Annotated in this window: 20 protein-coding genes; 10 read left to right on the plus strand and 10 right to left on the minus strand. The window is 60.2% G+C overall.

Features of this window, described 5'->3' with window-relative positions; all coding sequences use genetic code 11:
• Positions 1–572: 572 nt before the first annotated feature.
• Positions 573–1,487, minus strand: a complete 915-nt coding sequence (msrP, locus tag AC1DLV_RS22260; protein WP_476802231.1) for a protein-methionine-sulfoxide reductase catalytic subunit MsrP — start codon at positions 1,485–1,487, stop codon at positions 573–575.
• A 34-nt stretch (positions 1,488–1,521) separates the two neighbouring features.
• Here msrP and AC1DLV_RS22265 point away from each other — a divergent pair, with 34 nt between their 5' ends.
• A complete protein-coding gene (locus tag AC1DLV_RS22265; protein ID WP_476802232.1) occupies positions 1,522–1,857 on the plus strand; it encodes a hypothetical protein in 336 nt (111 codons plus the stop codon).
• 139 nt (positions 1,858–1,996) lie between these two features.
• Here the strand turns inward: AC1DLV_RS22265 and AC1DLV_RS22270 are convergent, their stop codons facing one another.
• A complete protein-coding gene (locus AC1DLV_RS22270; protein WP_476802233.1) occupies positions 1,997–4,048 on the minus strand; it encodes an elongation factor G in 2,052 nt (683 codons plus the stop codon).
• A gap of 319 nt (positions 4,049–4,367) precedes the next feature.
• Between AC1DLV_RS22270 and AC1DLV_RS22275 the strand changes: the two genes are divergently transcribed.
• On the plus strand, positions 4,368–6,035 hold the full coding sequence (locus AC1DLV_RS22275; RefSeq protein WP_476802299.1) for an arylsulfatase: 1,668 nt from the start codon (positions 4,368–4,370) through the stop codon (positions 6,033–6,035).
• A 106-nt stretch (positions 6,036–6,141) separates the two neighbouring features.
• On the opposite strand, the gene AC1DLV_RS22280 is transcribed toward AC1DLV_RS22275, so the two are convergent.
• The 4 genes from AC1DLV_RS22280 to AC1DLV_RS22295 all read right to left on the minus strand — a co-directional run bounded on the left by AC1DLV_RS22280 (position 6,142) and on the right by AC1DLV_RS22295 (position 10,336).
• A complete protein-coding gene (locus AC1DLV_RS22280) occupies positions 6,142–8,028 on the minus strand; it encodes an MFS transporter (RefSeq protein ID WP_476802234.1) in 1,887 nt (628 codons plus the stop codon).
• A gap of 195 nt (positions 8,029–8,223) precedes the next feature.
• On the minus strand, positions 8,224–8,394 hold the full coding sequence (locus tag AC1DLV_RS22285; protein ID WP_476786303.1) for a type II toxin-antitoxin system antitoxin: 171 nt from the start codon (positions 8,392–8,394) through the stop codon (positions 8,224–8,226).
• Between the two features lie 123 nt (positions 8,395–8,517).
• A complete protein-coding gene (locus AC1DLV_RS22290) occupies positions 8,518–8,910 on the minus strand; it encodes a hypothetical protein (RefSeq protein ID WP_476802235.1) in 393 nt (130 codons plus the stop codon).
• Positions 8,911–9,133: 223 nt separating this feature from the next.
• Positions 9,134–10,336: a pyridoxal phosphate-dependent aminotransferase gene (locus tag AC1DLV_RS22295; RefSeq protein WP_476802236.1), complete on the minus strand. Its 1,203-nt coding sequence runs from the start codon at positions 10,334–10,336 to the stop codon at positions 9,134–9,136.
• A gap of 255 nt (positions 10,337–10,591) precedes the next feature.
• Between AC1DLV_RS22295 and AC1DLV_RS22300 the strand changes: the two genes are divergently transcribed.
• The 3 genes from AC1DLV_RS22300 to AC1DLV_RS22310 all read left to right on the plus strand — a co-directional run bounded on the left by AC1DLV_RS22300 (position 10,592) and on the right by AC1DLV_RS22310 (position 13,061).
• Positions 10,592–11,503, plus strand: coding sequence for an EAL domain-containing protein (locus AC1DLV_RS22300; RefSeq protein ID WP_476802237.1), 912 nt, complete (start codon positions 10,592–10,594; stop codon positions 11,501–11,503).
• The gene (locus AC1DLV_RS22305) at positions 11,496–12,332 is read left to right on the plus strand and encodes an EAL domain-containing protein (protein WP_476802238.1); all 837 of its coding nucleotides are present in this window, start codon (positions 11,496–11,498) and stop codon (positions 12,330–12,332) included. Before AC1DLV_RS22300 ends, AC1DLV_RS22305 begins: the two co-directional genes overlap by 8 nt.
• Positions 12,333–12,449: 117 nt before the next feature.
• A complete protein-coding gene (locus AC1DLV_RS22310; RefSeq protein ID WP_476802239.1) occupies positions 12,450–13,061 on the plus strand; it encodes a glutathione S-transferase family protein in 612 nt (203 codons plus the stop codon).
• 298 nt (positions 13,062–13,359) lie between these two features.
• On the opposite strand, the gene AC1DLV_RS22315 is transcribed toward AC1DLV_RS22310, so the two are convergent.
• A complete protein-coding gene (locus tag AC1DLV_RS22315) occupies positions 13,360–13,569 on the minus strand; it encodes a cold-shock protein (protein ID WP_109575191.1) in 210 nt (69 codons plus the stop codon).
• A 284-nt stretch (positions 13,570–13,853) separates the two neighbouring features.
• Between AC1DLV_RS22315 and AC1DLV_RS22320 the strand changes: the two genes are divergently transcribed.
• Both AC1DLV_RS22320 and AC1DLV_RS22325 read left to right on the plus strand, forming a co-directional pair.
• The gene (locus tag AC1DLV_RS22320; RefSeq protein ID WP_476802240.1) at positions 13,854–14,156 is read left to right on the plus strand and encodes a hypothetical protein; all 303 of its coding nucleotides are present in this window, start codon (positions 13,854–13,856) and stop codon (positions 14,154–14,156) included.
• A gap of 153 nt (positions 14,157–14,309) precedes the next feature.
• On the plus strand, positions 14,310–14,630 hold the full coding sequence (locus AC1DLV_RS22325) for a hypothetical protein (RefSeq protein WP_476802241.1): 321 nt from the start codon (positions 14,310–14,312) through the stop codon (positions 14,628–14,630).
• Here the strand turns inward: AC1DLV_RS22325 and AC1DLV_RS22330 are convergent.
• A complete protein-coding gene (locus tag AC1DLV_RS22330) occupies positions 14,627–15,217 on the minus strand; it encodes a methylated-DNA--[protein]-cysteine S-methyltransferase (protein WP_476836245.1) in 591 nt (196 codons plus the stop codon). The two genes, AC1DLV_RS22325 and AC1DLV_RS22330, sit on opposite strands and share 4 nt — an antisense overlap.
• Before the next feature lie 166 nt (positions 15,218–15,383).
• Between AC1DLV_RS22330 and AC1DLV_RS22335 the strand changes: the two genes are divergently transcribed.
• The 3 genes from AC1DLV_RS22335 (at position 15,384) to AC1DLV_RS22345 (ending at position 19,097) form a co-directional block, all read left to right on the plus strand.
• Positions 15,384–16,415 carry a transglycosylase SLT domain-containing protein gene (locus AC1DLV_RS22335; protein ID WP_476802242.1) on the plus strand — a complete coding sequence of 344 codons (1,032 nt, stop codon included), beginning with the start codon at positions 15,384–15,386 and terminating at the stop codon, positions 16,413–16,415.
• Positions 16,416–16,417: 2 nt separating this feature from the next.
• Complete coding sequence (locus AC1DLV_RS22340) at positions 16,418–16,906, plus strand: GNAT family N-acetyltransferase (RefSeq protein ID WP_476802243.1); 489 nt, start codon at positions 16,418–16,420, stop codon at positions 16,904–16,906.
• Positions 16,907–17,528: 622 nt separating this feature from the next.
• A complete protein-coding gene (locus tag AC1DLV_RS22345; RefSeq protein WP_476802244.1) occupies positions 17,529–19,097 on the plus strand; it encodes an HNH endonuclease family protein in 1,569 nt (522 codons plus the stop codon).
• A gap of 45 nt (positions 19,098–19,142) precedes the next feature.
• Here the strand turns inward: AC1DLV_RS22345 and AC1DLV_RS22350 are convergent, their stop codons facing one another.
• Both AC1DLV_RS22350 and AC1DLV_RS22355 read right to left on the minus strand, forming a co-directional pair.
• On the minus strand, positions 19,143–19,499 hold the full coding sequence (locus AC1DLV_RS22350) for a hypothetical protein (protein ID WP_476802245.1): 357 nt from the start codon (positions 19,497–19,499) through the stop codon (positions 19,143–19,145).
• 242 nt (positions 19,500–19,741) lie between these two features.
• Positions 19,742–20,116, minus strand: a complete 375-nt coding sequence (locus tag AC1DLV_RS22355) for a hypothetical protein (protein WP_476802246.1) — start codon at positions 20,114–20,116, stop codon at positions 19,742–19,744.
• Between the last annotated feature and the right edge of the window lie 68 nt (positions 20,117–20,184).

Genomic DNA, 20,184 nt, shown 5'->3' on the forward strand with positions numbered 1-20,184 from the left:
TAGATGCTTGTTTGTTGGGCATGATGAGCACATATATTGATCATCTCCGGGGCGCGTTCCTCCTCCCATTAGCGCCCTTGAGTGTTCCCCTCTGGAGGTTCGCCTTAATCGGCACTTCCAATCAAACTCAGCCGGATCTTCTTGGATCCGGCTTTTTTGTTGCCTGAATTCAGGCTGGAGCCGCATCCATCTGTTTGGACGCGCGAGGATGTTCTCGCCCGTTGCAGCGGGGCATCCCCTTACCGAAATTCGCCTCCGAGACACTGGCCGACGTTCCGAGCGGCCCGCGTAACAGTGACATGTAACCCCCGGTAACGTTCCTCGAAGCCTCTGACACGCCTAGCTTTTAGGTGGACGCGGTGATTGGCGCGCCGGGAGATGGGGGCATCACCCGAACGTGCCAGGCTTAGGCAACGCGCCGCGTCCAGCAGATTGCCAACGGAACAAAACGTTGGCCACGAAGCGGCGGACCTGCCGTCCCGCCTCCCCGGAACGGTCCGCAAAAAGCGGCGCTCGAGGATTTCCTCGAGTGCCGCTTTTGATTTGTCCTGACGCTCGCCTGATCTTGCCGCTTACATGTAGAGCTTGGCCGGGTCCTTGCCGGCATAGAGCTGGCCGACCTCGGCCGCGTAGCCATTGAACAGCTGGGTCGGCACCAGTTCGCCGGTGGCCAGCACGCGCTCCTTGGCCTGGCTCCAGCGCGGGTGTGGCACCTCCGGATTCACATTGGCCCAGAAGCCATATTCGCTCGGCTGGATCGCTTCCCACAGGCCGACCGGCTGTTCGGCGACGAAGTCGATCTTGCGGATCGACTTGATCGACTTGAAGCCATATTTCCACGGCAGCGCCAGCCTGAGCGGCGCGCCGAACTGCTTGGCCAGCGGCTTGTCGTAGGCGCCGGTGACGAGGAAGGGCAAGTCGAGCGCAGCTTCTTCGATGGTGACGCCTTCGATGTAGGGCCAGGGATAGACGAAGTCATTCTGGCCGGGCGCCATGTCCGGATCGAGGAAGGTCTCGAAACGGATGAATTTGGCGTCTGCCTTCGGATTGGCAAGCGCCACCAGCGACTTCAACGCAAAGCCGCTCCATGGAATGGTCATCGACCAGGCCTCGACGCAGCGGTGGCGATAAAGCCGCGTCTCCAGCGGGAATTTGCGGATCAGGTCGTCGATGGCAAGCGTCATCGGCTTGTCGACGAGGCCGCCGATCTGAACCTCCCACGGCCGCGTCTTGAGCATCTGGGAGTTGGCCGCGATTTCCTTGTAGGTGCCGTATTCGTAGAAGTTGTTGTAGTTGGCGTTGATCTCTTCGGGCGTCAGCGGACGGTCGAGCTTGTAGGCTGCGTTCGGCTTGGCGGGATAGAGATCGCTGGTGGGGTCGACATCCTCGGCGCGTGCGGCCCGGGGCAGGGCAGCGGCCGCGAGGCCAAGGCCCATGCCGGCGAGAATGGTGCGGCGGTTGAGGAATATCTCTTCGGGCGTGGCCAAGGCTTCCGAAATCGCCCAGGATGGGCGGCGGTGTATGAATGCCGTCAGTGGTTCTCCCCTCAGCCAGGCCGCAAGTTCGGCCGGGCCGGATGCGAAATCAACGGTAATACCTTTACATACGCATGCGAGCTGGGAATGTTTCTTCGTCGGGCAGCGCTCACGAGACTTTGATAATGACCGAGCGGTGGGCTTCGTGGTCCAGCAGGGCGAACCCAAGGGATTCGCCAAGGGCATTGATACCGTCACCGTCACGGCATGGATTCCCGACACTCTCCGCTCGTTTCACTCGCTCACGAGGTCGGGAATGACGGAACGCAGGTATCGCCTCGACCAGCATTCGACGTTGGCGTTTGGCGGAAACAGCAGATGAAGGCCGTCATTCCCGACCTCGTGAGCGAGTGAAACGAGCGGAGAGTGTCGGGAATCCATGCCGTGATGGCGGCCTGGCTGGCGGAACAGGCTGCCAGCCAGTACCGGGCGACCCATAATCGCCCGGCATGGGAATTCTCTCACGCAGCCTTGCCGCCCGACTGCATCGCCTCGTCGGCGAGGCGGCCAGTGAGCTCGGCCATATGGTCGAAGTCGGCGTGGTAGGTGGCCGCACCAGCGGTTGCCGAGCGCAGCTCGATGATCAGGTCGCCGATCTCCGACTGCGGCATTGTCGCTTCGACCACGTCCCAGCCGGGCCAGCCCGAACGGGCGTCATAGCCGAGGATCTGGCCACGGCGCTGCGGCACCAGCGCGATGATGCGCGCGGTGGCATCGGAAGGCGTGAAGATCTCGACCTTCATGACAGGTTCGAGCAGCACCGGCGAACAGCTTGGCATGCCTTCCTTCATCGCGATCCTGGCCGCCATCTGGAAGGCCATGTCGGAGGAATCGACGCTGTGAAATGAGCCGTCCGACAGGTTGACCGCGATGTCGACAACTGGAAAGCCAAGCGGGCCGATCTTCAGGAACTCGCGCGCGCCTGCTTCAACCGACTGGATGTACTGCTTGGGCACGACACCGCCGGTGATGGTGTCGGTGAACTCGAAGCCCGAACCGCGTGGCAGCGGCTTGATCTCGATGACGACGTCGCCGAACTGGCCGTGACCACCTGACTGCTTCTTGTGACGACCACGCTGCTGGACGGATTTGCGGATGGTTTCGCGATAGGGAACCGCCGGCGCATGGCCTTCGACGGCGATCTGGTTGCGGCCTTCGAGCCGCTCGCGCACGACCCGCAAATGCATCTCGCCATGGCCAGACAGGACCGTCTCGGCAGAATCCTGATTGTGGTGCAAGGTGAGCGAGGGGTCTTCTTCGGCCAGGCGCTGGATCGCCGCCGACATCTTGACCTCGTCCTTGCGCTCCTTGGGGCGAAGCGCGAAGGCGTAGACCGGCTTCGGCGGCGCAAGGCTGACCAGCGGCTTGGTGCCGCCCTTGGCCGAGGTCAGTGTCTGGCCGGTTGCGACATTGTCGAGCTTGCCGAGTGCCACCGTGTCGCCGGCAGCGGCATTGGCAAGCTTGGACTGATCCTTGCCAAGCATGCGGTAGATGCCCGAGACCTTGGCGGTGTCGGTTGCGTTGAGCCAGAGTTCGGAGCCATCAGTGACTTGACCGGCGAGAATGCGCGACACCGACAGCTTGCCGGCATGCGAGGTATGTATGGTCTTCATCACCTGAACCACGGACGTATTGCTGTCGCTCACGCCAAGGCGCTTGCGCGTCGCCTCGACATCGGGTGCGTCGTGGCGAATGGCCTTGAGCAGCCTCAGCGTACCATTGCCCTTTTCGGCTGAGCCGATGAGCACAGGGGTAACGGTGCCGTCGCGCAGATCGGCGGCGAGGTCGTCGAAGATCGCGTCCTTGGGCGGCTCGATCTCTTCGAGCAATTGTTCCATCAGCTGGTCGTCATGGTCGGCAAGGGTTTCGAGCATGGCGAAGCGCGCTTCGAGTTCCTGCGCCTTGTCGTCGCTGTGAATGTCGGCGATCTCGCTCGCTGCATATTCGCGGTAGATGTAGGCGCGCTCGAGCGCCAGGTCGATCGAGCCGACGATGACGCCGTCCTTGCGCAGCGGAATCTGGCGCAGCAGAAGCGGGGCCCGGCTGACCGGCTGCAAAAGCTTCAGCGTGTCGCGCACGCCTGATGTTGCCTTGTCGATCTTGTTGAGGAACAGGATGCGGGGAATGCCGAGCTCGTCGAGCTTGCGCATGATGACCTGCAAAGCGGGGATCTTCTTCTCGTCGGGCTCCACGACAACGACCGCGAGGTCGCAGGCGGCAAGCACCGGTTCAGCCTCGAAGGCGAACTCGACCGAGCCTGGGCAATCGACGAAGGTGATGCTCTCGCCCATGAACTGGGTGGTGGCGAAGACCGCCTCGACGCTCATGGCATGCGCCCGGGCCTCGGCGGAATGGTCGGAGACGGTGCTGCCGGACGAAACCGGCTGCTGCTTGGGGATGGCGCCCGAGCGGGCGAGAAGGGCTTCAAAAAGTGTGGTTTTACCGCTGGCAAAGGGACCGACGATGGCAATGCACTTCGGTCCCGTGCGTCTTCCTCCGGCGCGACTACCCATGAAAGCTGACCTCCACTCAGGCATTTTTCCCTGAATGCGGCGGCCGGCCTGTTCGGCCGTCGCGGGCAATGACGTTTTTGGTGTTCCTCCCGGTCAAACTTATCGTCACACGGCTTTGCGGGGAGAGCAAGAGAATCGTAGCGCCAGGGCTGAAACTGGGGCAAGCGAGACGCAGGATTGGCCTGGATCCATTCTCTTCGTGAGGCGCGTTTGGACTACGACCAGGAGTTGATGTCCGGCTCCGGTCCAAAGTTGCAGTTGGCAAAAAATTAGACCAGAATTCGTCCTGGGCGGGGGTAGCTAGGAGACCCCAATGAGCATGCATGCGGATGAAACTGGAATTGCACCTGCCTCTTCGCCAAAGGAGTCCTTGACCTCACCGCAACTCACGCGACGCAATCTTCTTGTTTCCGGTACGGCTCTTGCTGCTGTTTCAGCATTTGCAACTGGCACCACGGTTCCAAGCGCACAGGCGCAACAGCAGACCGGTGGCAGCGGAAAACAGCCGAATATCCTTGTCATATTCGGCGACGACATCGGCGTTCCCCAGATCAGCGCCTATACGATGGGGCTGATGGGCTACCGCACGCCCAACATCGACAGGATCGCCAGCGAAGGCGCGATCTTCACCGATTCCTACGGCCAGCAGAGCTGCACGGCCGGGCGGGCCTCCTTCATCCTCGGGCAGGAACCATTCCGCACCGGGCTTTTGACGATCGGCATGCCCGGCGACCCGCATGGCATCCAGGACTGGATGCCGACGATTGCCGACGTGATGAAAACCCAAGGCTATGCCACCGGCCAGTTCGGCAAGAACCATCTCGGTGACCATGACGAACACCTGCCGACCAAGCATGGCTTCGACGAGTTCTTTGGCAACCTCTACCACCTGAACGCAGAAGAAGAGCCCGAGGGCTATTTCTATCCGAAGGATCCCGAGTTCAAGAAGAAGTACGGTCCCCGTGGCGTGATCAAGTCCAGCGCGGACGGCAAGATCGAGGATACCGGCCCGCTTACGACCAAGCGCATGGAGACGATCGACGAGGAGTTCCTGGCGGCAGCCAAGGATTTCATCGACCGCCAGCACAAGGCCGACAAGCCTTTCTTTGTCTGGTTCAATTCCACCCGCATGCACATCTTCACCCATCTGAAGCCGGATTCGCTGGGAAAGACGGGCAAGGGCATCCATGCCGACGGCATGGTCGAGCATGACGGCCATGTCGGCCAGCTCCTGCAGCAGCTTGACGATCTCGGCATCACGGAAAACACCATCGTGGTTTACACCACCGACAATGGCGCCGAGATAGCACTTTGGCCCGATGGCGCCATGACGCCGTTTCACGGCGAAAAGGGCACCACCTGGGAAGGCGGCTTCCGCATCCCGATGATGGTGCGCTGGCCGGGCGTCGTGAAGCCGGGAACGCAGATCAACGAGCCGGTCACGCTGATGGACTGGATGCCGACACTGGCAACAGCGGCTGGGGTGCCCGACATCAAGGAGAAGATGAAGAGCGGCTTTGCCGCCGGCGCCAAGACCTTCAAGGTGCATCTCGACGGCTACGACCTGACCAGCCTTTTGAAGGGAGAAGCGAAGGACCCGCCGCGTGACACGATCTACTATTTCGACCAGGGCGGAAATCTCAACGCCATACGCTGGAACGACTGGAAACTGAGCTTTGCTGTCGCGCACGGCAACATCGCAACCGGCGTGCGGGAGACGCCAGCCTGGGCGCTCATCACAAATCTCAGGATGGACCCCTACGAACGGGGCCTTGAGGAAGGAGGCGGGGCAATCGACTTTCTCGCCCGAAACATCTGGCTGCTGGTGCCGATTCAGGGGAAGATCAAGGAGTTCTTCCAGGACTTCGACCAGTTTCCATTCCAGACGGGAAGCACGCTGAATGCCAGCGGCATCAATTATGGCTGGCTGCAGCAGCAGGCCGCGATGAAGCGGCTCGGCGAACTGGAGCGGCTGATGCCGCAGTGACGCTGCCGAACTGAGCTTTAGGCGCACCGCAATATGCAGGTGGCCGGAGCAATAAAAAACCCGGCAGGTGCGAACCTGCCGGGTTTTCTTCGTCAGTGGCTAAGGATCAATCCTTGGCGTTGAGGTCGGTGCCGAGCGTGTCCTTGACGAACAGCGTGCCGATGATCAGCGTCATGGCGGCAATCGCGATCGGGTACCACAGGCCGTAGTAGATGTCGCCGGCTGCTGCACTCATGGCGAATGCGGTTGCAGGAAGCAGTCCACCGAACCAGCCATTGCCGATGTGGTAAGGCAGCGACATGCCGGTGTAGCGGATGCGGGTCGGGAACATCTCGACCAGGATCGCGGCGATCGGGCCGTAGACCATGGTCACGTAGATGACCAGCACGGTCAGGATCGCGATGACGCCTGGCCAACTTACTGCGGCTGGATCGGCGACCATGGCGAAGGAGCCGCTGGCCGGGATGTTGAAGAAGCCGACTTCCGGAGTGCTGGCTGCCTCTTCTGCGGTGACGATCTTGTCCTTGATCGCCTGGGCGGCCGGGACCGTTACCTTTTCACCGGCGCGGATGGCGGTTGCGTCGAGCTTGAGCTCAGGGTTGGCGGCGATGAAGGCGTCCAGCTTCTGGTCGGCAACCTTGCTTGCACCACGGACAAGCGGATAGCCGCTGTCGTGGAGGGCGATGTTGACCGCCTTTATGAAGGCTGCGTCCTTGGCCTTGGCGGTGTCGCCGGCAGCGATCGCGTCATAGGATTCGACGGTCTCGTTGCCGATCTTGACGCTGGCCGCGGTGCCCGCCGCCGCTGTGGTGACGACGTCGTAAGGAACCGAGTTCTTGGTCAGGAAGGACGTTGCGATATCGCAGGAGGTGGTGAACTTCGCGGTGCCCACCGGGTTGAACTGGAACTTGCAGTCGCCAGGAGCGGCAGTGACAGTGGCGCGAACATTCTGCTGGGCGGTGGCGAGTGCGGGGTTTGCAGCCCAGGTCAGCGCCTTGAACAGCGGGAAATAGGTGACGATGGCGAGTGCCAGGCCAGCCATGATGATCGGCTTGCGGCCGATCTTGTCGGACAGCCAGCCAAACAGCACGAAGAAGCCGGTGCCGAGCAGAAGCGAGATCGCGACCATGATGTTGACCGCCTGGGCGTCGACCTTGAGCACGTTCTGCAGGAAGAACAGCGCGTAGAACTGGCCCGAGTACCAGACAACGGCCTGGCCGGCGGTGAGGCCGAACAGCGCGAGCAGGGCGATCTTGGCGTTCTTCCACTGACCGAAGGCTTCCGACAGCGGTGCCTTGGAGCCCTTGCCTTCTTCCTTCATGCGCTGGAAGGCCGGCGATTCCGACAGCGACAGACGGATCCACACCGAGATGCCGAGCAGGATGAACGACAGCAGGAACGGAATGCGCCAGCCCCAGGCGGCGAAGGCTTCCTTGCCGAGCCAGGTCTGCACCACAAGGATGACGACCAGCGACAGGAACAGGCCGAGTGTCGCGGTGGTCTGGATCCACGAGGTGTAATAGCCGCGACGGTCGTCGGGGGCGTGCTCGGCGACATAGGTCGCAGCACCGCCATATTCACCGCCGAGCGCCAGGCCCTGCAGCATGCGGAGGACGATCAGGATGACCGGAGCAGCAATGCCGATCGTGGCCGAGCCGGGCAGCAGGCCGACGAAGAAGGTCGACAGGCCCATGATCAGGATGGTGACCAGGAAGGTGTATTTGCGGCCGACGAGATCGCCGATGCGGCCGAAGACCAGCGCGCCGAAGGGGCGCACCAAGAAGCCGGCGGCGAAGGCCAGAAGTGCGAAGATGTTGCGTGTGGCTTCAGGATACTGGCTGAAGAAGGTCGCGCCGATGAAGGCTGCGAGCGAACCGTAAAGGTAAAAATCGTACCATTCGAAAACGGTACCGAGCGAAGAAGCGAAGATGACTTTCTTCTCTTCTCGCGTCATACCGCGCCCGCGGGCGTCGGCTGTTGCCGAGATTGCCATAGATGTCTCCTCCCAGAGTGCCGGCGGTAAGGGCCTGGAGACTGCGCTCCGGGAATCCGCCTGACGTAACGACGTTGAAGTGATAACGCCGGGAGGCCGGCGTTTTCCATCGCTGCTTTGGGATTATGACCTTAGTCGTAGAAGGGCGCCCGGCGGCGGATTTCCACGCCGCCGGGCATTCTTAGAAGAGGGGGCTCAAGCGGCCCGTTCTTCCTTTTCGACGAGATAGCCGCGATCGCGCAGCCACCGGGCGATGATGATTTCGACCATCGACGACACCGAGCGGTGGTCGTCCTTGGCCGCCTTGATGAGCGCTTCCTTGAGGTCGCGTTCAATGCGGAATCCGAGTGGATGAGTCTTGGACATGGCAATTCCTGAAATTCTGTCGGGACGTTTAGTCCCGTGGGAGGATGACCGGAGAAGCGACGAGCTTGCTGTTGTGGTCGCGTGTCGACCGGTCAGGCGGCGCAGGTGGGGCGCTTTGCGCCGTTAGACCTGGGCTGGGGGTGCGCGAGGCGCACTCGTTCTGTCACGCAAAAAGCTGAAGAGCGGATCGATTGAAGGTACAGAAATATCGATCTCGGCAATGGGCCGCGAATGGGCGATGCGCGGCAACGCGCTGTCTTCGGTGCCGTCGCTACTGCACTCGGCTAACGTGATGCAGGTATCGCCGCAAGCAAGCAGCGCTAGCGTGCCGCCTGTGTCCTGATAGACAGGGCCGGGCGCCGACACTTGCACAACGGCGTCGTGCTCGATCAGGTGAGCCTGGCTCGATGCAACCGAGCCGCCCAGCGCAGCAAATACCGGCAACAGCAGAAAGAACAAGTGCGCGAGCAGACTTGTGCTCCTTCGCCCCTGCTGCCGCTGCTTAGCTTGATACAATTGCTGCCTCTGGATCTCTATGCATACCCCCGCCAAGGGCGGCGGATATATTTGCGCTAGATTAACAGAGTTTGGGTCGGAACGGCAATATGCAAATGTATAACACCGTATGAGAATCAAACATTCCCGTAAGGAAACCGTAGCAAGATCAGGTCGATTCGCCCAGCCGGCAAAGAAAAACCCGGCCGGAGCCGGGTTTTCCGATCGTTTCAGTCGGCCGCGTTCAGATCAGCGAAGCGGTGAAGCGCTGGATGCGCGTGCATGCTTCTTCCAGAAGTGCTTCGGAAGTTGCGTAGGAGATGCGGAAATTGGGACCGAGGCCAAAAGCCGAACCGAACACCACTGCCACGCCTTCGGCTTCAAGCAGTTCGCTGCAGAAGGTTTCGTCGCCGTCGATGACGACGCCGGCTTGGGTCTTCTTGCCGATCAGTCCGGCGCAGGATGGATAGACGTAGAATGCGCCCTCAGGCGACGGGCAGGTGATGCCGCGCGCCTGGTTGAGCATCGACACGACGAGGTCACGGCGATTCTGGAAGATCGCCTTGTTCTTGGCGATGAAGTCCTGCGGACCGTTGAGTGCTTCGACCGACGCCCATTGCGCGATGGTGCAGGCACCCGAGGTCTGCTGCCCCTGGATCATGTCCATCGCCTTGATCAGCTGGATCGGACCAGCCGCATAACCAATGCGCCAGCCGGTCATGGCATAGGCTTTCGACACGCCGTTCATGGTCAGCGTGCGGTCGTAGAGCTTCGGCTCGACCTCGGCGATGGTCTTGAAGACGAAATCGCCATAGGTGAGGTGCTCGTACATGTCGTCGGTCAGCACCCAGACATGAGGGTGGCGCAGCAACACGTCGGCGATCGCGCGCAGCTCGGCCTCGCTATAGGCCGCGCCCGAGGGGTTCGACGGCGAGTTCATCACCAGCCACTTCGTCTTCGGCGTGATTGCCTTTTCGAGTGCGGGCGCCGTCAGCTTGAAGCCGTTGTCGATGCTGGTCTCGGCAAAAGTCGGCGTGCCGCCGCAGATCGCCACCATTTCGGGATAGCTGACCCAGTAGGGGCGGGGGATGACGACTTCGTCGCCGGGGTTCAGCGTCGCCATGAAGGCGTTGAACAGGATCTGCTTGCCGCCGGTGCCGACGATTGTCTGCTCCGGCTTGTAGTCGAGATTGTTCTCGCGCTTGAACTTCCTGGCGATGGCCTCGCGCAAGGGCATGATGCCGGAAACCGGCGGGTACTTGGTCTCGCCGCGGCGGATCGCTTCGATCGCCGCGTTCTTGATATTGTCGGGCGTGTCGAAGTCGGGTTCGCCGGCGCCAAGGCCGATGATGTCGCGTCCGGCATTTTTCAGCTCGCGCGCTTTCTGCGTGACCGCGATGGTCGCGGAAGGCTTAACGCGGGAAAGGGCATCGGCAAGAAAGGCCATGACTTCAGGTCTCCGGTTCGCAAATACGCGGTCGCGCGACCGCGGGCTTCTATTGTCGCATGACGCGGGGAATCGCAAGCGGATTGACGCCTTTGGCGCTGCCGATATGCTGGGCCAGCATCGTGCGGAAGCTGTGCATAAACAGACGATTGCCTGCCGTTCAATCAAGTTTGAGACATTCCGTTAACCGGCGATCAAATCTTCGATGAGATTTTGGCGGAGCAATTTCGCCAGCATTCCGGAATAGGACGGACCGTGTCGAAGAGCATCGGGCTCGCCCATATCATCCGGCACGACGACGGATCTGTGTCCGGCGTTTGGGGCGTTCACGCCCTGCGCAGCGCGTTTCAGCCGATTTTCACCTTTCAGTCGGGCCGATTGCTGGTCGGTGCCTATGAAGGCTTGATCAGGCCGTTTCGTGGCGAGGACGCTGTGCCGCCGGGCATTTTCTTCGGCATGGTGGATAGTGCCGAGCGGCTGCAGGTCGAGACGCTGACGCGGACGCTGCATTTGCTCAACGCGGCGGCGTTCCTGCCCAAGGAAGCGTCGATCTTCATCAATTTCGATCCCTCGGTGTTCCTCAACCGTTCGATTTCCGAAAACGCGTTGCGCGATATGCGCAAGGTGCTGAACGAAACCGGCATCGATCCGCGCCGCATCGTCTGCGAGATCACCGAAAAGAAGCCCGCCTCCGAAGAGGCGCTGTTCGATTTCGTCAGGGTGCTCAAGTCGAACGGCTTCCGCATCGCGGTCGACGATTTCGGCTCGGACGAATCCGACATCAAGCGGATCAGGGACATCAAGCCCGACATCGTCAAGTTCGATGCGCACTGGATCGGCCGGCTGATGGAATCGGGCGCCGGCTTTGCCCTGCTCAAGGAAATGGTGACGAAGTTCGAGGAGAAGGGCATCCGCACGGTCTTCGAGGGGCTGGAGGAGAGCTGGCAGCTGCAGCTTGCCGAGCGGTCCGGCGCATCGATGGTGCAAGGTTTCGTTCTGGCGTTGCCGGAAATCGTGCCTGCCAACTTTTCCCTTTTCGAACCGGTGGCCCCTCAAGCCGCCGGACAGCAGATGGCGGATCCGGAGGTAATCGGAAATGCCGAAACGGTGCCAGGTCGCGCGCCGAGGTTAAGCCGAAGCTTCGGCAAGAGGACATTGCATGAGTGACGAGTTTTTCGGGTTTGGTGCGTTGCCTCAGGATTTGGCCGCAAAGATTGTCGCCGATGAGGTTGGCCTGGAGTTTGGCGTGCATGGCGATTTCCGCTTGCGCTGCACCATTCAGCCGATCTTCAGGCATGAGCTGGGCCGCCTGACGCCGGTTGCAGTGGATGGGCAGGTCGTGCCGCATCGCAAGGGCCAGCCCGTGGCGATGGCGGAATTCCTTGCCGAGGTAACTGTTGAAGACCGCGCGATCATCGGGCGTGTCTGCGAAGTGCTGCCGCTGGCCAACGTGCACAATATTGGCGTTGAGGGTGTCGCTTTGCTGTTCAAGCATGACATCAACGGTGGTGAGTCGTCGCTGGAGGATCTGCGCTTCATGGTCAAGCGTCTGGCCGACGAAGATTTTGAGGCTTCAGAGCTGATCTGCGAGATCGACGGCGACGAAAACCTTGCCTGCGCGCTGCGTGCGCTCGGCATGCGCGTGGCCCTTGGCCATCATGGCGCTCAGCAGCCCGACGGCAATGCGGTGAAGCGCGTGATGCCCGAGATCGTTCGGCTCGATCGGGCTTCGTTCGAGCGTTTTTGCGCGGATGCCGCGACTGGGCGCCTGTTGCGCCCCGTCGTTTCAGAGCTGAAGGCACTAGGGGCCGACGTGCTTGTCGAAGGCATCGACAGCGAAAGCCGTCTCGAAATCGCGCTCGATGCCGGTGTCGACCTGTTTGAGGGCGATCTGCTTGAACCGGCAATGCTGGTTGGCAGCGTCTTTGCCGAGGGGCCGCGCGAGACGTCGCAATATCGTCGCGGCGAATGCGTGGTCGTTCCGCTGTTTGGATAAGGCTTGTTGGATGAGACTTGGCGAAACATCACGAAAGCTGATGTTTCGCTGGAGAATAATTCGCTGGATCGACGCGCCGGCACGACGATAATCGCACTCGAACCAAGGGCGGGTGCAATGATTGCGATCTACGGAATGACCGACAGCGGCAATTGTTACAAGCCGCGCCTGCTGATGGCCAAGCTTGGCCAGCCGTTCACCCATGTCGAGACCAGTTCGCGCGACGGCACGACGCGATCAGCCGCGTACCTTGCCAAGAATGCCAACGGCAAGGTGCCGCTGCTCGAGCTCGAGGACGGCCGCTTCCTGGCTGAATCGAATGCGATCCTGCTGCATCTGGCCGAGGGCACGCGGCTTTTGCCGACCGACGCTTACGAAAGGGCGCTGGTCTATCAATGGCTGTTTTTCGAACAGTATAGCCATGAGCCCTATATCGCCGTGCGTCGCTCGCTGATGACCTATCCCGAGCGTGCCGCATTGGCGACGCCGGAGCGTCTGGCCTCGCTTTTGGAAAGCGGCAACAAGGCGCTGGGCGTGATGGAAGCGCAGCTTCAAAAGACGCCATTCCTGGCCGGTGGCGCAATGAGCGTCGCCGATATCGCGCTTTATGCCTACACCCATGACGCAACCGTTGGCGGCTATGACCTCGATGCGTTTCCGGCGGTGAAGGCCTGGCTGGCGCGTATCGAGGCAGACAAGGGGCATGTGCCGGTGACCTGGCTGCCCTGACGCCTGCTATCGGCACGCAAGAAAAAGGCCCGAAGATCGGATCTCTTCGGGCCTTTTTCTTTGTTGCGTCCAGACATCAAGGCGGGTCTCGCGATCTTGAACCTGTCCGCAAAAGAAAAAGGCGGGGTGTAACCCCGCCTTCCGCTGTCAGCAGCTGATCCTGGTCCCTTCGACCCGAGGCTCACGGCAATCTGCCGCATCGTCCTTCAGGTCTTGGTTCCGGCGCGCTTGTCGCGCGGCCGCCAGTACATCCGTGACTTGCAACGCAATTGGAGCTTTCGCTCCCGCGCGCCTTAAATCAGACTGCCTTCAAAGCTCCAGCAGACGAGCGGCCCGTACGACGGTCCTGCTCGATCTCGAAGCTAACCTTCTGGCCATCGGCCAGCGAGCCCATGCCCGAACGCTCGACAGCGGAGATGTGGACGAACACGTCCGCACCACCTGCGTCGGGCTGAATGAAGCCGAAGCCCTTGGTTGCGTTAAACCACTTAACGGTGCCAGTTGCCATTGCGATAATCCTTAGTCGTTTGCAGTTGGTCTCGATCAAGCAAAATGCCCGATCTGTTGTATCGAAATTTTGGAGATAGACGTCTGCAAACGCGAGAGTGTCGCGGGGCACGGATCTGTCGGCCGAAATATCAACGACGCGGATATAAGGGTAGTCGGCGCAGAATGCAAGCCCCTGTAAATAGAGGAGGCATGTAGCTGGTTCCAATTTGCATGCAATCATCGCGGGAGAAGAGTATTGTTTCGCGTGGCGCTGGCGCCTGCCTGACATGTTGGGAGGTTATCATGAAAACCGTTCTGCTCGCCGCGTGCCTGACGCTGTTTGCCGCCGAAGCGCAGGCGGTCTCACGCTACAATTCCACCAGCATGAGCTGTGCCCGGGTGCAGCAAACCATACGTGGCGAGGGTGCCGCCATCATGCGCTGGGTGTCGCCGACGTCGGGCGTGCAGCGCTACGATCGCTTCGTGCGCGACGATTCGTTTTGCCCGGTCAATCAGGAGGCAAAGATCACCTCTTTGCCTGCGGCCGACACGCAATCTTGCCAGGTTCGCCACTGCAAGGCTATTCAGCGTTTCTTCGACAGATAGTGCCTGCGGTTTCCGAGATTTTTTTGTGCCTTCGATCCGTTTGTCAGGGCAGGGCCGCGCGACAGCGGCTCAAGATGCTACGCAACCATGGCGGGCGAAAAGTGTTATACTGCGTGGCGTTGGCGCCGCTGCCGGAAGCTTTTGGAGGTCACCATGAAAACCATTCTTCTAGCCGTTTGCCTGACGATGCTTGCGGCCGAGGCACAGGCGGCCTCGCGCTATACCTCGACCAGCATGAGTTGCGCTCAAACTCGCGGCACGATCGTAAATCAGGGCGCTGCCATCCTGCAGTGGCGCTCGCCGACTTCGGGCGTGCAGCGCTACGACCGCTATGTAAGGGATGACAGCTTCTGCCCGACCGGCCAGTATGCCGAGCGGGCCTGGGTGCCGACGGCCGATACGCAATCCTGCCCGGTTTATAAATGCAAGCAGATCGACCGCGACGATTTCTTCCTCTTCAGGCGTCGACACTAAAACCCGAACGATGCCTGGGTGGCTGGAGGCGGGCCGACGCGCACGCCTTCGAGCACCAGCATCTTTTCCTTCATGTTCGAGCCGCCGGTGGCCGAAAAACCGCCGATCTTGCCGCCCGCCGCCAGGATACGGTGGCACGGGATGACGAGCGGTATCGGGTTGGCGCCGAGGGCTGCGCCTGTTTCGCGAAACAGGCCCTTGCGGCCGGCCTTTTCCGCCAGCCCGCCATAGGTTGTGGTTTCGCCATGGTGGAGGTTTCTGGCCGCAGCATAGATATCCCTGCGGAAATCGTCGACGCCGGTGAGATCGACGGGCACGTCGGAGAAATCGACATCCGCGCCTTCGGCATATCGCCTGATGTCTAGGATCAGCGTGGCGATCCATGATGGCGGCGTGCGATCTCCAGTGGCGGCATTGCTGGCGCCGGCGAGGCGCAGCAGGCGCCGTTCGGCAGCGGCATGGGTCTTTTCCGGCAGGCAAAGCCGCGTCAGTCCGGCGTCGCTCCAGGCAAGCGCCATGAAGCCGAGTGCGGTTTCGAAGACGGCATGTCCGGGGAGGGGGAAGCTGATTGCGGTGTCCACGGCCATTCCTTTCCCAGTTAGTACAAGTCGGGCCAGTCAGTACAAATCAAGAACAATTTTCGCATGATCTGCGACCGCATGCCACCCGAAAACCACAGCCGCCTGTGGATTGCCCGGACTCATGCTGTGTTGTAAGAAGTTGGCGGGACGAAATCATTAATAGAGTGTGCATTTGCCGGCGATAAAGACCCACCTGCTGATTTCAGCGGCACTGGCGACGGCTCTGCTGTCTGGCTGCCAGACCAATACGGCGGCGCTCAGCACCGACCTTTCGACCGGCGCGGACGTGGCCTTGGCCTCCGAGATCGACCTGTCGCTGCCTGACACTGTGGCCGTGGTGCCGACGTCATATGCCAGCACCGATACGCCGCTTGCAGGTTCAGCACTTGCGACTGTTGCCGCCGCCCAAGCAACCGAGACGTTGACCGCCGAAGCGCCTGCTGCAGCATCCGTTTCCGCAGCGGCCGAAGCACCCGCAACGCCTGCGGCTGTTGCCGAGGCAGCCAAGGCGCCCGAAGCGGCCAAGACGCCCGATGCAGCCAAGGCACCTGTGGTGGCAGCTGCCGCACAGGGCGCTGCGCCTGCTGCCATCGCCAAGGTCCCGGTCGACCCGATGAGCGTACCGATGGCCGGCGGCGAGATCATCATCGCTGCCAACGCGCCAAAACTGTTCGGCAAGTTTCCGCCAGCACCGACCATCGCCGACTACGCACTGCCGGCCACAGCACCGGTGCCGGGGAGCTTCCAGGTCGCCTCGCTCGGCGATGTCGCGCCTGAAAGCTTCACGCCGTCGTCTTATGCCGTGCCCGACAGTCCGGCCCTTGCCTCGCGTGGCAAGATCGACGCGCTGATTGCGAAATATGCCGCCCTTTACGAGGTGCCGGAGAGTTTTGTGCGGCGCGTGGTCAACCGCGAAAGCACCTTCAATCCGTTGGCCTATAACAGGGGCCATTGGGGCCTGATGCAGATCAAGCACGCCACCGCGCGCGGCATGGGTTATGACGGCCCGGCCAACGGGCTGCTCGACGCCGAGACCAATCTCAAATTCGCCGTCAAATATCTGCGCGGCGCCTGGATGGTGGCCGACGGCAATGAAGACCAGGCCGACAAGCTCTATCAGAGCGGCTATTATTACCACGCCAAGCGCAAGGGCCTGCTCGACGAGACCGGGCTCGGCCGCGACCGCGTCCGCCATCGCGGCTAGACGTGCCCGTGCCGTCGCCACAAGGCGAGAACGACATCCGCCTGCGACGGGTCTTACCCGGGGAACTGAAAGCCGTGACGTGGCCGGCCGGTTTTGAAATGCGGACGTTCGAGGCGCCCGATGCGCTGGCGCTACACACGCTACTTGGACTGGTCTTCGACGACGGCAAGGATGGGCCGTTCGAGGCGTGGTGGCCGCGGATTTCGAGCGATGCCGAGTTCGACCCCGAACTGTGTTTCCTGGTCCTCGACGGCGAGGGCCGGCTGGCAGGCGCTGCCATGTGCTGGACCGGCGGCTTTGTGAAAGACCTTGCCGTTCATCCTGATTTTCGCGGCAAGGGCATCGCCGAAGCGCTGATGTGGCACGTCTTTGCCACCTTTGCCGCGCGCGGCGCATCCCATATCGACCTCAAGACCAATCTGGTCGGCAACGCCGATGCCGTGCGGCTGTACATCAGGCTCGGCATGGTCGAGGTGGACTGGGCGGGGTAGTTTTTTTCACGGTCGGCCTAGGGGCCGCACACTTGTTCATCGCCACGCCCCGTTTCCGGTCTGGCCTTTGTCAAAGAATGCTCCCTTGCTGGGAGGTAGTTCGGGAAGCGGGGCGCGAGGCCGTGCCTTCCGATAGTTGAATATGTGGCGCGAACCTCGCGTCCCACTCGGTGTCTGTCCCAAGGTTGGCCGGTCACAGCGCCGCTCCATGTACATTCCATGGACAATCGCCGCGGCTTCTCCGCATTTTCCCGCCGCGCAGCATTCCATTTGCGGAGCCTGCGCCGGAAAACGCCGGCCTGTCGTCGGGCCCTCGGAGCCACGGATACCGACACCGTGGCGGGAGGTCACCGCCGCCCTCCCTGATACCCGGTGCGCACCAGGTCCCGTAAGGGCGATGGGTGAATGATACGACAGGTTTGAGGGGGTGTGGAAAAACGGGGTGGGTCTATCCACGCTGCTTGCTGACAGATGGTGACATGTTGAGGCATATGTCCCTCGCGAATTCTGTGTCACGGAATATCCGGAAAGTACTGATGCGCACCAGAAGTGCCTCGAATTACTGTTGCTTACCTTCTCCAGTGCAATATTCAAAAATGAATAACGGATTCGGAGAGGTGTCGTGGCAGATTCGGTAGTTCTAGATGCGATGATAATGCGCGATGACTTTGCGGTGCAGGGCCCAAAATTGGAGACGTCAGAGTCAATTCGAACGCTTTCGATCGAGAATTTGACCTCCTCCGGCATGATTGTCCCCCTCCTGCGCAAGCCGGATTTCCAACGAGAAACTAATCATTGGACTCCAAAGCAAGTCCTCAGTTTTTTGGAAAGTTTCTTAGATAACGAACTCATCCCTTCTGTGATTCTATGGAAGTCAGACAGCTTCGTTTTTGTCATCGACGGAGGCCACAGGCTTAGCGCGCTGAGGGCGTGGATCGAGGACGATTATGGTGATGGTCTAATCTCAAGCAAGTATTTTTCTGGACAGATAAATTCGTCTCAGAAAAAAGTTGCAGTGTCTACGAGAAAGTTAATTGAGGAAAAAATTGGAAAGTACTCAACTATAAAAGACGCGCTGATAAATCAAGATGCCCATACTGCAGACCGGGTGCGGCGCGCCAGGAATATGGCGATGCGCTCTTTGGATTTGCAGTGGGTTAGCGGTGATTCCGAGAAGGCGGAGTCAAGTTTCTTTAAAATAAATACGCAAGGAACCCCTCTGGATAAATCCGAGGAGCTATTGCTTCGCAACCGTCATAGGTCTGTGGCTGTTGCTGCGAGATCGATTGTGCGTGCCGCAACAGGCCATAAGTACTGGTCTAAATTTTCACCCGAAACGCGATCCCAGATCGAAGCCAATGCTAGGGTGCTTCACCATGCATTATTCAATCCAGAGGTGGATCACCCCGTAAAGACCCTTGATCTCCCCCTTGGGGGCTCAAAGTCGCCAATCAGCGCTCTTGAATTGTTGATGAATCTGATTTCCGTAACGAATGGAGTGCAGGGGTCGAATAGGAAGGAAATTTCGGAGTTTGAAGACGATCCGTCGGGTGAGAAGACAGTAGAGGTGTTGCGGGATTGTGCAAGAGTTGTCGAGCGCACTTCTGGAAACAATGGGTCGAGCCTTGGGTTGCATCCGGCTGTTTATTTTTATTCTGAACGAGGCCGGCATATTCCAGATCTTTTGATTGGAATATTGCTATTGTTTAGACGTAAAATTCAAAACAACGATCCAAATTTCTTCAAGAAATTTATCTCTGCACGAAGCGCAATGGAGACTTACCTCGTCGAGAATAAAGGCCTCATAACGCAGGCTCTCCAGTTGGCACGAAGTGCCGTTCGCTATGAGAGAGTTGCCGCTTTGTATGAATTTCTTATTGAGGAAATAAATGCGGGTAGAAAAATCGACGATGAGAAGATGATTACGGTTGTTGCCCCTGGAGTAGTCTCAAAAATACTTGCGGTAGCTCAGAATCCGGCAGGTGCATCTTTCTCAAACGAGGCCAAGTCGACCATCTTTATTCGCCAGTCACTTCAAGGCGCGATGCGGTGTAGTATTTGCCATGGTTACCTCGATCCTACGAAATCGGCTTCCTTCGATCACGTTGTGAGAAAGCAAGACGGTGGGCTAGGGTCTGCGGACAATGGCCAAATAGTCCACCCCTTCTGTAACACGGGTGTGAAGAATTGAATTTGAGCCATTGGTCATTGGGAGCAGTTTGAACCTTACGACGCATCATCTAATGCGTCCCTTCATCTCCACCGCCCACGCGCGCCCTTCGTCACCACCCCATAACAGCCAGGCGACGTAGCCGGCTGACGGGTTCTGCTCGTTGCCGTAGTTCTTGCCGCGCTTGTCGACTTCGTGGCGGGCGAAATAGCTGACCATGCGCTTGATGGTGTGGGGCGAAAGTTCGGTGCGGGCGACAAGCTCCTCGGCGCGGCCGACGCCGATTTCGGTGCCGCCGCGTCCGAATTTTTGCCTGAGTGCAAGGCCCTTGGCGGCGTTGTCGGCCACGATCTGCGGTGGGACGAAGTCGATGCCCGATGCCTCACGGCGGATTTCATCGAACGGGTCGTAGGCGATGGGCATGCGGCGATTCCTGCTGATGGGGCAGGGTAGCGGGATGGGGTGGGGATGACGAGGGTGGTCCGCTCGGTGGCGACTGCGTCTTTGCAAGTCGGCGCGGTGATCCTCTGCGCTCGCTGAATACCCCCACCCTCAATCCCTCCCCACAAGGGGGAGGGAAGTTGTCTGTGCTGGCCAGGCCAATCTGGACCTCAATAAGGAGAACAAGTGCGGCGGAAGTTCATCGCATTTTCAGTATGTGCACCTCACTTCGAGGCGTAGATCGCGCACTTGCCGGTTGTCTTCATCTTGTACGTCTTGCCAACCGAATTGCAGCGCTCCAGCGCCTGCTTTTCGGCCGCCGCCTGGGATGGCGCGTTGAGGGAGTCGGCGCAGTAGAATGCCTCGACACCGCCCAGATGCGTTTGTGCGTAGGCCGAGTGGCCTGAAGCCGCGACATAGCCCTTGTAGGCGTCCTGGCATGGGCCTTTTGTCCAGGCGAACTGCACGGCATAGCGCTTCTTGCCTTCATTGCCGGCCAGCGAACCTTTGTCCTTGGCCATTGTGGCACCCGGCACGGCTGCAACCAGAAGTCCCGCCAGCACCGATGCCAGTGCCCGCCGCATAGTGTTCCTCTTCATTCTCAAATACTCCCCACCTGATATTGAAGAGTTATCTGCAATCTATGCGAGTGAAAAGGTGGGGCAGA

It is taken from the genome of Aminobacter sp. 01T433, assembly GCF_056398585.1.

What these genes read in the sequence shown, in the direction of transcription:
- AC1DLV_RS22355 (WP_476802246.1), bottom strand. Translation starts at nt 20,116, where the DNA reads ATGAAGAGGAACACTATGCGGCGGGCACTGGCATCGGTGCTGGCGGGA.
- AC1DLV_RS22305 (WP_476802238.1), top strand. Translation starts at nt 11,496, where the DNA reads ATGAGTGACGAGTTTTTCGGGTTTGGTGCGTTGCCTCAGGATTTGGCC.
- AC1DLV_RS22265 (WP_476802232.1), top strand. Translation starts at nt 1,522, where the DNA reads ATGAATGCCGTCAGTGGTTCTCCCCTCAGCCAGGCCGCAAGTTCGGCC.
- AC1DLV_RS22315 (WP_109575191.1), bottom strand. Translation starts at nt 13,569, where the DNA reads ATGGCAACTGGCACCGTTAAGTGGTTTAACGCAACCAAGGGCTTCGGC.
- AC1DLV_RS22285 (WP_476786303.1), bottom strand. Translation starts at nt 8,394, where the DNA reads ATGTCCAAGACTCATCCACTCGGATTCCGCATTGAACGCGACCTCAAG.
- AC1DLV_RS22310 (WP_476802239.1), top strand. Translation starts at nt 12,450, where the DNA reads ATGATTGCGATCTACGGAATGACCGACAGCGGCAATTGTTACAAGCCG.
- AC1DLV_RS22295 (WP_476802236.1), bottom strand. Translation starts at nt 10,336, where the DNA reads ATGGCCTTTCTTGCCGATGCCCTTTCCCGCGTTAAGCCTTCCGCGACC.
- AC1DLV_RS22280 (WP_476802234.1), bottom strand. Translation starts at nt 8,028, where the DNA reads ATGGCAATCTCGGCAACAGCCGACGCCCGCGGGCGCGGTATGACGCGA.
- AC1DLV_RS22325 (WP_476802241.1), top strand. Translation starts at nt 14,310, where the DNA reads ATGAAAACCATTCTTCTAGCCGTTTGCCTGACGATGCTTGCGGCCGAG.
- AC1DLV_RS22320 (WP_476802240.1), top strand. Translation starts at nt 13,854, where the DNA reads ATGAAAACCGTTCTGCTCGCCGCGTGCCTGACGCTGTTTGCCGCCGAA.
- AC1DLV_RS22350 (WP_476802245.1), bottom strand. Translation starts at nt 19,499, where the DNA reads ATGCCCATCGCCTACGACCCGTTCGATGAAATCCGCCGTGAGGCATCG.
- AC1DLV_RS22270 (WP_476802233.1), bottom strand. Translation starts at nt 4,048, where the DNA reads ATGGGTAGTCGCGCCGGAGGAAGACGCACGGGACCGAAGTGCATTGCC.
- AC1DLV_RS22330 (WP_476836245.1), bottom strand. Translation starts at nt 15,217, where the DNA reads ATGGCCGTGGACACCGCAATCAGCTTCCCCCTCCCCGGACATGCCGTC.
- AC1DLV_RS22275 (WP_476802299.1), top strand. Translation starts at nt 4,368, where the DNA reads ATGCATGCGGATGAAACTGGAATTGCACCTGCCTCTTCGCCAAAGGAG.